The 12,934-nt window shown below is 45.8% G+C and carries 12 protein-coding genes; 7 read left to right on the forward strand and 5 right to left on the reverse strand.

Translation table 11 applies throughout. The features are described from left to right. The first annotated feature begins 103 nt into the window (after positions 1–103). A complete protein-coding gene (locus JOE49_RS10310) occupies positions 104–1,366 on the forward strand; it encodes an MFS transporter (RefSeq protein ID WP_209941024.1) in 1,263 nt (420 codons plus the stop codon). Positions 1,367–1,469: 103 nt separating this feature from the next. After that, on the forward strand, positions 1,470–2,234 hold the full coding sequence (gene aroD, locus JOE49_RS10315) for a type I 3-dehydroquinate dehydratase (RefSeq protein ID WP_023987142.1): 765 nt from the start codon (positions 1,470–1,472) through the stop codon (positions 2,232–2,234). Between the two features lie 103 nt (positions 2,235–2,337). Here aroD and JOE49_RS10320 read toward each other — a convergent pair whose 3' ends face one another. Next, complete coding sequence (locus tag JOE49_RS10320; RefSeq protein ID WP_023987143.1) at positions 2,338–2,910, reverse strand: shikimate kinase; 573 nt, start codon at positions 2,908–2,910, stop codon at positions 2,338–2,340. A gap of 554 nt (positions 2,911–3,464) precedes the next feature. Between JOE49_RS10320 and JOE49_RS10325 the strand changes: the two genes are divergently transcribed. The 3 genes from JOE49_RS10325 (at position 3,465) to JOE49_RS10335 (ending at position 6,396) form a co-directional block, all read left to right on the forward strand. Further along, positions 3,465–4,157, forward strand: a complete 693-nt coding sequence (locus JOE49_RS10325; RefSeq protein WP_209941025.1) for a pectate lyase — start codon at positions 3,465–3,467, stop codon at positions 4,155–4,157. A 189-nt stretch (positions 4,158–4,346) separates the two neighbouring features. Continuing rightward, on the forward strand, positions 4,347–5,342 hold the full coding sequence (locus tag JOE49_RS10330) for an aminoglycoside phosphotransferase family protein (protein WP_209941026.1): 996 nt from the start codon (positions 4,347–4,349) through the stop codon (positions 5,340–5,342). 55 nt (positions 5,343–5,397) lie between these two features. Beyond that, the gene (locus tag JOE49_RS10335; protein WP_209941027.1) at positions 5,398–6,396 is read left to right on the forward strand and encodes a glycosyltransferase; all 999 of its coding nucleotides are present in this window, start codon (positions 5,398–5,400) and stop codon (positions 6,394–6,396) included. A gap of 121 nt (positions 6,397–6,517) precedes the next feature. Here the strand turns inward: JOE49_RS10335 and JOE49_RS10340 are convergent, their stop codons facing one another. Together JOE49_RS10340 and JOE49_RS10345 are read right to left on the reverse strand one after the other, a co-directional pair. Then, a complete protein-coding gene (locus JOE49_RS10340; RefSeq protein ID WP_209941028.1) occupies positions 6,518–7,009 on the reverse strand; it encodes a DUF1036 domain-containing protein in 492 nt (163 codons plus the stop codon). 128 nt (positions 7,010–7,137) lie between these two features. Beyond that, complete coding sequence (locus JOE49_RS10345) at positions 7,138–8,346, reverse strand: MFS transporter (RefSeq protein WP_160789093.1); 1,209 nt, start codon at positions 8,344–8,346, stop codon at positions 7,138–7,140. 216 nt (positions 8,347–8,562) lie between these two features. Here JOE49_RS10345 and cysK point away from each other — a divergent pair, with 216 nt between their 5' ends. Next, positions 8,563–9,486, forward strand: a complete 924-nt coding sequence (gene cysK, locus JOE49_RS10350) for a cysteine synthase A (RefSeq protein ID WP_023987148.1) — start codon at positions 8,563–8,565, stop codon at positions 9,484–9,486. Between the two features lie 132 nt (positions 9,487–9,618). Further along, entirely contained in the window at positions 9,619–10,596 is a 978-nt protein-coding gene (locus JOE49_RS10355; protein WP_160789092.1) for an aldo/keto reductase, read from the forward strand. 155 nt (positions 10,597–10,751) lie between these two features. On the opposite strand, the gene JOE49_RS10360 is transcribed toward JOE49_RS10355, so the two are convergent. Next, a complete protein-coding gene (locus JOE49_RS10360) occupies positions 10,752–11,552 on the reverse strand; it encodes a WYL domain-containing protein (RefSeq protein ID WP_160789091.1) in 801 nt (266 codons plus the stop codon). Beyond that, positions 11,527–12,852, reverse strand: a complete 1,326-nt coding sequence (locus tag JOE49_RS10365) for a helix-turn-helix transcriptional regulator (RefSeq protein WP_160789090.1) — start codon at positions 12,850–12,852, stop codon at positions 11,527–11,529. The genes JOE49_RS10360 and JOE49_RS10365 overlap by 26 nt, the downstream gene beginning before the upstream one ends. Positions 12,853–12,934 lie beyond the last annotated feature (82 nt).

Genomic DNA, 12,934 nt, shown 5'->3' on the forward strand with positions numbered 1-12,934 from the left:
TAAATCTTAAAATGTGTTCTATACTTCATCATCGACACAAGGTAATGTGAAATGATTCACATTTTTAATACTACAAGACTTACTTACAAAAGCAGGTGAATTCATGATGAAACGTTCTTCTTTTCCAGTGGCGACAGGCCTTTATGTAAACTATCTTTTGTTCGGCATGTTTAATATTATGCTGGCGTCCCACATGTCCTTTTTAACAGAGCATTTGCATACAGATCAGGCGGGCATCAGTCTCTTGGTTTCTGCGATGGGATTTGGCAGGCTGTTTACCCTGTACATATCCGGGGTGCTCTCCGACCGTTATGGTCGTAAGCCGTTTATTGTGGTAGCAGGGCTACTAATGGCTGTATTCTTGGTCGGTATACCGCTAAGTCCCAGCTTTGAGATGGCGATCGTACTGGCTGTGCTGGCAGGCGTAGCGAATTCTTTTCTTGATTCAGGTACTTATCCAGCGCTGATCGAAGCTTTTCCCCAATCCTCTGGTTCGGCTACAGTGTTGGTAAGAGGTTTTATATCCATCGGGGCGGCATTTTTACCGTTAATGATTATCTTTTTTATGAATCACGGCATTTTCTACGGATTCTCTTTCTTTTTACCAGCCCTCATATTTGCTTTGAATGCAATTTACTTGTTCAAGATGAAGTTCCCAGACATGCGGGTTCAGTCACCCAAGGAGCCAGTTGGTGATACTTCTGTATCGAGCGTTGAGCAAGCGGGAAAATTGGAGGCAAATGATCGGAGTAAGCCGCGGTTTTGGCAGGAAGGGGTATGCCTTATCTTGCTCGGATTTACCGGACCGACTTTGCTTTATATTGTGCAATTATGGCTGCCTACTTTTGGACAACAGTTTATCGGTATGACCCAATCAGAGTCTCTCAGATTATTAGTTTATTACAATGTCGGTTCACTGATTTCCGTGTTTGTATTGGTAATTGTGTTAAGAAAATGGGTTAAACCTGTTCACATTATTCTTATTTATCCATGTATTTCCCTGTTGGCTTTTGGAGCGCTTCTCTTATTCAAGTCAGGGGCTGCGGCCATTATTTGTGCGAGCGTCATTGGGTTTTCAATATCAGGTGTACTTCAGCTGACATTAACCGTAATGAGTGAATTTTTTAGTCAACGAAAAGGACAGATTACCGGGTTTGTGTATACAGCAACCTCGCTGTCATACACGGTCATTCCCGTGTTTACAGGCTTTCTTTTGAAACATTCTCAGATATCGAGTGTTTTTATGCTAGCTATTATTGTGAATGTGCTAGGGATCGTACTGGCGGTGTTTGTTAATTTTCGGTACAGTTTAGTTTTTCCAGCAAGTCGCAAATTGTCCCCTAAAATCGTACTTGATACCAAATAAATGACGACTGGACCTAATCATCTGCATGCTTATTCAGAATGCGTTATACTATGAATTATTGTACATGTTCGACTTGAAACTGTAATTTGGGAGTGAGATAGAGATGGCTAAAATCGTAAAGGTGAAAGATGTTCTGATCGGTGAAGGAGCGCCAAAAATTTGTGTGCCCATGGTGGGAGAAACGTTGGAGCAGTTGAAGGAAGAGGCCACTTATTTACGTACGCTCGACCTGGATATCGTGGAGTGGAGAGTCGATTTTTTCGAGCATGTGGAGGATCTGGAAAAGGTTAAAGCTGCCTTACATGAAATTCGGTCTATTTTAGCAAATGTTCCGCTCGTATTTACGTTCCGTAGCGCTCGGGAAGGCGGAGAAAAGGAAATCAGTGCAGCGAGTTATGTGGAATTGAACCGTACAGTAGCCGAAACGGGGCAAGTCGAACTTATTGATGTAGAGCTTTTTAATGAGGAAGCTGATGTGAAGACGCTGGTAGAAGCAGCACATAAGCATAACGTATATGTGATTATATCTAATCATGATTTTCATAAGACGCCGTCGAAGGAGGAGATTGTGTCCCGGTTACGTAAGGCGCAGGAATTGGGAGGCGATCTGCCTAAGATAGCAGTGATGCCAACCAATACAGCCGATGTGCTCACTTTGCTGGATGCCACGCGTACCATGGCAGAAGAGCATGCAGATCGGCCGATTATTACGATGTCGATGGCGGGGAAAGGTGTCGTGAGCCGCCTGACCGGAGAACTGTTTGGTTCGGCTCTGACCTTTGGTGCTGCTAAGAAAGCTTCCGCACCGGGGCAGATTCCTGTCACTGAACTGAGAGAGATATTGACGGTGCTGCATAACCATTCTTAAAAGATGGATAGGCATTACTCGCTAGTCAGTAATATATCCGCAGTGAACCAAAAAGGAAGGCCCCCATGCGGTAAGCATGCGAGCCCTCCTTTTTGTGTAACTCTTAATTCAATCCCCGAGTAGGTTCATACAACTCCCAACCTAGATTCAGCGTTTGAATAATATAGTCTGCGACTTCTTCCGCATCCAACTGATCCGTATCGATCTTGGAGTGATTCACCGCGTAAATGTCCTGTCTGGAACGGAAGAGATCCTCAATTTCCCCTAAAGTCTTGTTTTGTAGATTGGGACGGGTGTCAATCAGCATCTTGAGCCGATCTTTCCAGGAATCCCAATTTAAATCCAAGAAGAAAACAATCGATGAAGCCAAACAAGCTTGCTTCACCTCTTCCTGTAAAAATGCACCACCGCCAACGGAAATGATTTTGAGGCGTGTGTTGCTGCATAGCTTCAAAATATGCTCTTTTTCAATCTCACGGAAACGCTTCTCTCCATAAGTTTTGAAAATCTCTGTTGTTGGCATGTTGTATTCTCGTTCAATCTCCTGGTCAATATCCACGAAATCGCGATACAGCTTGCGCGCTAGATGGGAACCGATCGTTGTTTTGCCTACACCCATAAAGCCGATGAGCACAATATTTTGTTCTTTTAATGGAATCTCACTATTGTTTTGCACGATAACCACTCTTTTCTCACCAGTAATGTTGAGATGTAACGCTTCAAAGCACTAAATACATTATACGTTCATCAAACGTGTCATTCAATAGTATAGATCACATCAAAAATGAGGTATAGAACGAAATAAGGTTCTGATTACCATTGTAGTGACATAGAGCACGCATTAGAGACTAGATACTCAGTAATTTGATGCGTAAATTGTCAAAAAATAAACTTGTACAAGTATAAAAGAGGCAATATTGTGTACTTAATTGAAAAAAAGGACATATTTTGGCGGAAAATATATTGAAATTACTGGAAGTATGATTATAATAGAGTTATGCAAATTGTAAATGTAATCGCTCTCTTTACAATTTGTGCTTTGTATTATTTATAAGACAAGATTGCTTTGAACCAAAAACCAAGTATACATATGCAAATAGTTAAATAGTGCTTTATAGACATGTATCGGTTAATGGGTTCATTGTGCGAAGGTGGTGATACGGTCTACGCGTTCTAGTCAACGAAGAATTGGAACAATAAAAAAATTATCTACGAGAGGGATGAATTGAAATGAAAACAAACACAGCTAAAGTATTGAAAAAGGGAATCAGTATCGCTTTATCAGGAATGTTGGTCGCTTTATTTGTCGGCAATTATTCTGCTCATGCAGCTCCAGAAGTCGTTCATAAGACCATACTTGTTAAAGCTGGAGAAGTATACGATGGTAAAGGCAAGACTGTAGTGGCTGATCCTGATACCTTGGGAGACGGAAGCCAGAAAGAGGCTCAAAAGCCTATTTTCAAGCTTGAAAATAATGCAACACTGAAAAATGTGACCATCGCTGCACCTGCTGCGGATGGTGTGCATGTATATGGCAATGGAACTATCTCCAACGTAACGTGGGAGGATGTAGGTGAAGATGCATTGACGCTTAAAGAACCAGGCACGGTAAACATTACGGGCGGTGGAGCGTTCCATGCGTACGATAAAGTATTCCAAATTAATGCCGAAGGCACGATTAACATTAAGAACTTTAGAGCCGATGATATCGGAAAACTGGTTCGCCAGCTGGGGGACTCTACTTTTAGAGTGAATATGACTTTGGATAACTCGGATATTTCCAACGTGAAGGATTCGATCCTGAGATCGGACGGTCCTAACAGCAAAGCTAAAATTACAAATACTCGTTATCACAATGTGAAACAATTGTTCAAAGGTTTTAAATCTGGTAATACGAGCGAGTCCGGCAATACTCAATATTAATCGGTATAGAATAGAGTAAGGATAGGAGTACGGATGTGATAAGGGGCTGCCTAACAGGTCGTATGATCTGCTTGGACAAGCCCCTTTTTGGGTGCAATGAGTTACCCCTAGATGATCTGGGCTTCGTTCGGAACGAGGACTGTGATATGATCGTGCTATTACATTTTATACAAAAAAAGTTGGGTAGCTATGAATCCTTTTCATCAATATGTGAATGTTGACGGCACTTTGAATGATATGCTGGTGCAGAATCGTGAAATTTTATATACAGGTACGAATGGTCGGCATGTGGAACGTTTTTACGTGTCTTCCTCTGAAAGTTATATATTCAAACCGCTAACCAACGATGATCAGGAGGGGCGGGAAAGATGGGTGTATGAGCATGTGCTTCCTACGTTATCGCCGATCTATCCTCGATTGCTAGCCTGGTCTGATGCAGGTGCGGATGGCGGAGGAGAATGGATGGTTTTTGAGGACCTTGGTCCGTTACATCATCTACACGCAGACGAAACTTTATTGCGAGCTATTGGACTTGTAGCATGGTGGCATGCTTTGCCGACGGATCGTTTTGCTGGAATGCCGCTGCGGGGACCGAAGCCACTCATTCAGGAGATGGTTTCCGAGCTATACACGCGCAAGCCGGATGTGTTAAAGCTTTGCAGCTCACTGGGATTATCTAAGCAACAGATGCAGCGTATATATGTACAGCTGGAGCATTTATCTTTTTCACAGCAGCTAGTACTGTCTCATGGTGATCTTCATCCGGGGAACTATGCGCTGAGCGGGGAACGGCTTATGGTATTGGATTGGGAGCATGCTCATCTGAACACACCGCTGTGGGATGTATATCACCTGATCGACATGTCCCATCCGTTGTTTCCCCGACGGATGACGTCCGAATTGCGTATTCGTATACTGGACACATACGTGGAGCAGCTGGAGCTGTTGGGGATAAGAGTGGATCGAACGGCATTTATGCTGGAATATGGCATGTTTGCGGTGGTATTTTCGCTCTGGATGCTGTTGTTAATCACAAGTGATTTGCAAAGGATTGGAACGAACCTGCATAGAAACGGCGATAAATGGTCAAAAGAGCAATTAGAGTCCCAGTTGGATGAAACGTTAGCCTGTTTGAACCAATGTGCAGCGATGATGGATTGGGGACAAGCCCAACAATGTAGATAGTAGCTTAAGACATAGACTGTATTTAGTTAGTAAAAGAAGGTGGGGAAATAAATCCATGAAAAAAGTCGGTTTGGTCATGAGAAAAATACAATTTGCTGAAGCGCAGGGTCCTCGTATTTTTGCAGAGCGTCTGAAGCAGATTGGGGCGGAATTGGGCGTAGATATTGTATTTGTATCACCGGAGCGTCATGTGAGCAGCCATGACTGGCTTCCGGGTTATGAGCATGAAAAGGGTGACCTGGTTAATTATGATATCGTACTGGACCAGCTCCATGAGCAGCAGATTGAGCACGTTATTTATACGGTATCCGGCTTTACCTATTTGAACATGTTTTTTAAAAACAGCGTGCTTTTTCCGCATAGTTTTCCTGATCCGGCGCTTACAGGCTATGAGATGATGAAGCCTTTTTATCAGATCGTGAACAAGGCTATCGTACAGACTGCCTTTCTCAAGCAGGAGATGGCTTCGAAGTTTGGCGTAACCGATGTGACAGTCATCCCGATCGGATTTAATGAGCGGCTGGTGGAAAAGCATTTTGATCCCTCGCAAGTGGTAGAGAACCGGGTGATGTGGATTGGTAGAGATGAGGAGAACCGACGTCCAGATTTGGTGCTGGAGTATGCGAGGCATAATCCTGACAAGGATGTCTATATGGTATTTGGCGGTGAACGCTACAAGGAAAGTATGAAAAAGTACGATATCCCGGACAATGTTAAACTTCAATTTGCGTTGACGCAAGATGAGGTGTTTGCACTGATGAACACGGCAAAGGTGTATTGGAGCTGCTCCAAATTCGATACGTTCGCGATGCCACTGACCGAAGCGCTGGCTATGGGTAAAATCGTCGTGAAACCAGAGCATCCTTGCTATGGACATATCAGCTCTACTCATTCTTTTTCAGGGAATGAGAAAAACTGGTTCGAGCTGGTCAATATGGCTGCCGCCTCACCGCGTCGGGTTTCTACAGAAAATCAGGCATACGCTATGGAACAGTTTTCAAGTCAGGTGATGAAGCAGGGCTATCGGGACTTTTTTGATCATTGGTTAAGCTGAACGGCGAGGCAAAATACTGTGGCTGCAACAAGCGTCTGAATGTCCAGAGTGAAATAAAAATAACCCGCAAGGTGGTCACTTATTTTCAAAATATCCATCATGCGGGTTACGGTTCTTTGACTTATCGTTTGGACTTCACTGGAACCGGGGTTCCTTTTTTAAAGCGAGCCGGTCTTCTCGGAATTCTGCGAATGCCGGAGTCCTCCGATTTAGAAGGTAATGCTTTATGAGTTGTCTTTGTTGACAGTAAGCTTTGGCTTGTTCTGCCGAACTCGACAGTGTAACTGTCTACAGATGAGTCAATGGAAAGTCTACGCATCCCCACTTGTCTGGATGATCCGCTGCTATAGTTCCAACACCAATGAAAATCACTGCTAGTGCTTCTCGGAAGCCGTGTGCGGTACGTACCACGCCACGAATTGGAGTGATCTTCAGCATAATAGTAGAATGTGGTTCCTCCTACAGAACCGCTCCATACTTCTCTCGTATCACCAGGTTCTATCCGATACCAGCCCATTTTAGAATAATTGGTGGGATGACAGTCGGAACTAGGATAAGCATAGGCGGCATAGATGGTATTACTCGTGTTGTTTGTAAAAAAAAGGCTCATCATACACACTTCTTTCCTCATAAATTTGTATTACAATGTCATACTATGAGGAATGAGAAGAAGAGAGTGGACAATATCTCTCAATCTATGAAAAATGAACCATTAGTTTACTTCCAACCTACTAAATGATTCTATGACTGTATCTCGGCTATCGCTTCAGTATGAGCCGTCTTGCGATCCTCAATGTAGCTAACTATCATGAGTAGCAGACCGCCGACAGTGATTAGCGATGCAACCCATGGAATAGCGGCTAGCCCCATTTGATTAATAACAACTCCCCCGATAAAAGCACCGCCTGCGTTGCCCAGATTTAATGCGGAATGGCTGGAGGTAGAGGCAAGTAAAGGAGCCTCATATGCCAGATTCATGATGCGAACCTGAATACCTGGCATGATGCCGAACGCAGCAATGCCCCAGATAAAGACCGTGATGACGGCCAATACCTTGCTTTGAAGCGTAAATGTCAGAATGGCCAAAATAATAGCCAGCACAGCATAGTTTGCGATCAGGGATGGAAGTAGTTTCCAATCTGCGAGCTTGCCGCCAACGATGTTGCCGATCGTTACCCCTAGGCCAAACAGGACGAGAATCCAGGTAATGCTATGCTCGGCAAAGCCACTAATATCCGTAAGCAAAGGCGTAATGTACGTAAAGACAGTGAACAGGCTACCACAACCGACTGCACCTGTGAGCAGCATCAGTAGCACTTTTGGATTAAACAGGCTTTTGACTTCTTGTTTGAGACTGGAAGGCTTGTCCTGATGAATCACCGGAATGTAGCGAATGATACCAAAGAGAGAAATCAAGCCGATGACCACAATGGCTCCAAAGGAAGCACGCCAGCCGAGCTGTTGTCCGATAAAGGTACCAAAAGGCACGCCAATAATGTTCGCCACGGTCAAACCGGTCAGCACCATAGAAATAGCACCCGCGCGTTTGTCAGGACGAACCAGTCGGGCAGCGATCAGGGAACCGGCTCCCAAAAAGGTTCCGTGCGATAATGCAGTAGCCATACGGGCCGCAATCAGAAGTTCGTAATTGGGAGCAATGACGGAAAAAAGATTGCCTAAAATGAATATGATCATTAGCAGACATAGCAGCTTTTTCTGCGGTACCTTATGGGTTAATACAGTAAGCACAGGTGCGCCAATGGCCACACCAAGCGCGTAACTGGTGATTAACTGCCCGGCTTGAGGAATTGTAACATGAAGATCATGGGCTACATTGGGTAGAAGTCCCATAATGACGAATTCGGTCATGCCAATGGCGAAGGCACCAAGGGTCAACCATAGCAAGGAGGGGGGGAAGCGATTTGCTGTCATATTTTCTTGAGTACTCATAAGTGTCTTGTATCCTCCTGAAAAAATAGTAATGCGAGTATATCATTACAGGCGATATCTGGCGACCCATTTTGCAAGAATTTCACATACTAAGTTGATGAGTTTTATGTAATTTACAAAAGCGACAGGTAGGAAGGAGCCAAGTATGTTATTTTGGTAGTATGATATGAAGATCGTAAATAACGCTGTAAGAAACAATCTAAGGAGGATACAACGATGGCACCTAAAGTGGTACATAGTATTACAGATTTAATAGGAGATACACCTTGTGTAAGACTCCAACGGCTCACAAGGCCGCAGGATGCGGAAGTGTATGTGAAGCTGGAGTATTTTAATCCAAGCGGCAGTGTTAAAGATCGAGCGGCGGGCAACCTGATTGCCGAGGCGGAAAAGGCAGGACATCTAAAGCCGGGAGGCACCATTATTGAGCCGACGAGTGGCAACACGGGAATTGGTCTTGCGATGAATGCGGCAGCCCGAGGTTACCGTGCAATTTTGGTGATGCCTTCGAATATGACGAAGGAACGGATCAATATTTTGAAAGCCTACGGGGCTGAGGTCGTACTGACACCAGCGGAAGAACGGATGCCAGGAGCGATTCGCAAGGCACTCGAACTGGGGGCTGAAATTGAAGGGAGTTTTATCCCGCATCAATTTGAAAATGAGGCAAATCCGGATATCCACCGTACGACGACGGCACTTGAGATTTTGGAACAGACAGAAGGGAAGCTGGATGTGTTCGTCGCTTCTTCGGGAACGGGCGGTACCATTACGGGAACAGGTGAAGTGCTGCGTCAGCATTTGCCGGATCTGCGGATTGTTGTAGTTGAGCCTAAGGGCTCGCCAGTGCTATCTGGAGGAAAACCCGGTCCACATAAGCTGGTTGGCACCAGTCCAGGCTTTGTTCCCACCGTGCTGAATACGGAAGTGTATGACGAAATCGTGCAGGTTTCCGATGAGGATGCGATTGCAATGACACGGGCGATTGCTGCCCAGGAAGGGATTCTGGTTGGCCCCTCTAGCGGAGCTACGATATGGACGGCGATTCAGGAAGCTCGGCGTTTGGGAGCAGGCAAACGGGTACTTTGCATTGCCCCGGATACCGGAGAGCGTTATCTGAGCATGGGGATATTCGGATAAAAAGATGTGGATTGGGGCCAAAGTAATACACGACCGTAAGTAAGTGGTAAAATAGGTATGTGATAGCGGTTCCACGAACTATTCATATGTGGATGAAGCAGGGAATATTTTGAGGGTTGAAGGAGGAGCAGCATGAAGATTATGCCTTTACAGAAACGTGGAATCTCGGATAGTCGGCTGGCGCTCGGTTGTATGCCTTTTGGTGGAGAATGGAGCCATGCACCGTTTACGCAGGAACATGTCGTTGAAGCGGAAAGAGCTGTAGAAGCTGCACAATCCATTGGGATTACGATGTTCGATCATGCGGATATCTATCGTATGGGGAAAGCGGAAGAAATTTTCGGTCAGGTTTTAAAGGGACAGCCGGGCTTGCGTGAACAAATCGTTATTCAGTCCAAATGTGGCATTTTTCTGCCGGATGGTACGCTCCCCGGCCGTTTTGATTTCTCATATGCACATATTATGGAGTCCGTGGATGGTATTCTGAAGCGTCTGGGTACGGAATATTTGGACATCCTGCTGCTGCATCGCCCTGATCCGCTGGTAGAGCCGGAAGAAGTAGCGAAGGCGTTCAGCGAGCTTAAGACGTCTGGCAAAGTACGGCATTTTGGCGTTTCCAATATGAATGTAAGCCAAATTCGTTTTCTGGAGCGGAGCCTAACGGAGCCGCTGATCGCTAATCAGCTGGAAATGAGCCTGGCGCATCTGCATTTTGTAGATCAGACAGTACATGTGAACCAGCAGGCGGGAACGAATGTACATTTTGGCGAAGGTTTGCTGGAATATTGCCAAACCGAGGATATTCAGCTCCAAGCCTGGGGACCGCTGGCGCAGGGACGTTTTAGCGGAGGTTCTTTGAAAGGGGAGCCTGAGCATGTCGTTAAGACGGCAGAGCTGGTGCAGAAGCTGGCTTCTGAAAAGGAAACGACACGTGAAGCGATCGTCCTTGGCTGGCTTATGAAACATCCGGCACGGATTCAGCCTGTCATTGGCAGCGCCAATTCTGAACGAATTAAGGCATGTCAGGATGCGGAACGCCAGAGCGAGCTGATGACCCGTGAGGAATGGTACGAATTGTACGTCAGTGCGCGCGGACAAGCCTTGCCATAACTCGTATAGCGGACCAGCTTGTTACAACAGGCGTATGTGGATGTAAGTGTATGACTTCGTTTATACGAACCGTAGTTTAATAGCCCCTCCCTTCGTCTCATTAAAGACGGAGGGAGGGGCTATTTACATGGCTGCATCTCATATTGTCTCAGCAGCTATTCCTCTTCGTAGCGTGCAAGGGCCTTGGCCGTTGTTTCCTTCATTCGTGAAATCAGCCGGGAGCCTTGGACGACCTTGACACGTTTGCCAAGGAAACGGATTTTAGATAGTACATATTCACATTCGTCTGCCTGGAAAGTGAGCGTAATACGATAGGTATCTGCTTGCTGAACATATTCGACCTCTTTTTCAAAGCAGGAAAAAGCATATAAAATACGAGACATTTCCCCGTTGTATACAGGGATAATTTCGATGATGCCCTGTTCTTTTCGCGACTCCAGTATACCGAGTATACGTTGGGTGAATTTTTCGGCCTCTTCAGGCAGAAGCTCATCTTCCGTGACGTTCACGATATTAGACAGCTTGGTAGACATGAGCGCGCGGTGTCTGCGGTTATACCACAGCAGGCTCCAATCTTTTTTGACCATGGAGAACTCCAGCTTATATGGAAAACCGGATATCCGTTCATGCATACGCCCGTTGCGCAACCTGTAGCTCAGGCAGATGCCTGAACGGGAGCGTAGGATCGGACGCAATGTGAGTAGAAGCGGATGATATACGGAGACAGCAGGGATACCTGCTTTTTCCCGCAAACTTCCATCGGCCTCCAGAGGCTCGTCGTCTGCGAGCATCTGCCGAAGCTTATCAAGCGTAGACGGGGTGAAAGCCTCTATTGCTGCCGAGTCTGTCAGCATAGATTGGAGCCAGACTCTTTCCTGCGATGTGGTAGCAAAAGCGCCCGATTCATCCAGCCGAGAGACGATCTGGTAGTTAAATATTTTCTCGAACAGGCTCATAATAGGCTTGCAGCTCCTTCCATTCCTGTCTGAATTCCTTGCGCAGCCGCTGAGGCTCCAATACCTCACAGCTTGATCCGAAGCTGCGAATCCACGGTTTAATCTCGGTGATCCCATTCACTGTGATTTCATAGATAAAGGATTCACTTTCTTCCTCCGCGATCGTACCCCATTGTCCCTGTGACAGTACACGTTCCCGAATAAAGTTGCGCTTCGCGCCCTCAGGATTAAAAAAACGTACCCGTACCTTCACAGGACGACCGGTATCAACAAGCCAGCTGTACCGCATTTTTTCTTCCAACACCGCTAGCAGGTCGGCATGAAACTGCTCTGGTACAGGCTTGCCCTCCACCAATTGAGTCATGCCTTCCATACGAAACTTCATGATTCCTTTACCGCCTACATGACCCAGAACATACCAACGTCCATATTGATGATCATAGATGACTTGCAGGGGCAGAATGGTATGTTCACGGCCCTCCGTCTCTTTTTCAAACAGCGGGTTTGTGTTCTGTGACCCGTACATGCTTCGTTTGGACGTCGAAAAATATAAAAAAGCTACACAGCGACGTTGCCGAATCGCGTGTAGAAGCGGATGAATATGCGCTTCGTCCAGAATGCGTGAATAATAGTGGTATTTATATAAAAAAGGTTCGATTATATCCCGATCTCCGGCTTGACGGCGCATGGCCTTTTTAAGATGATCTCGCAACAGATATCCCTGCACAGAGGGAAGCTGGGTGTTGGCCATAATGTCTACAAAATCATATAAGTCCAGTAATTCCTCGTCCGTCAGTCCTGTCACCAGATCGTTGCGGACAGCATAGCGATAAGGTCTGCCGCCGGGTTCCTTGCGAACCACGCCGACTTCGACCAGATATTTCAGATCGGAACGAATCGTTTTCTCATCCGGCAGCGAACTGTCGGAAGGCAGCCCGTTGCAGCAAGCATCCAGCAATTCCATAGTGGTCAGAGGCTGTGACTGTAGCGCTGTCAGCAGAAGAGATAAGCGGACGCTTTCTGATTCCTTGAGCGATTTGGCCCGAAACAAGAATAGTAGTAATGGATCAGCGGATTCATAATAATTAAAGCGCAGCATTTCATTAAAATCATGTCCCTGGTCCTCAGGCAACTGCTGTTGTACGGATTGGACGATTTCCTTGAGACGCCGGATTGTTTTATCAAAGGTATGCACTGAAATGCCCAGTCTGTCTGCAAATTGCTGCCGATTATAAGCGCCGCTGGTCAGTGTGAGCATGCGCAGGAATTGAATTTCTTTATCAAAACTCTCTCTCGCCATGATGCATTCCCCGTTTCTGTTGCCGTTCTCCGAAAGCAATTATCCCTTTATTCTAACAGGGAAGGGATGCTGGAAAAAGGGA

This window comes from Paenibacillus sp. PvR133, from assembly GCF_017833155.1.
Lineage (GTDB): Bacteria > Bacillota > Bacilli > Paenibacillales > Paenibacillaceae > Paenibacillus > Paenibacillus polymyxa_B.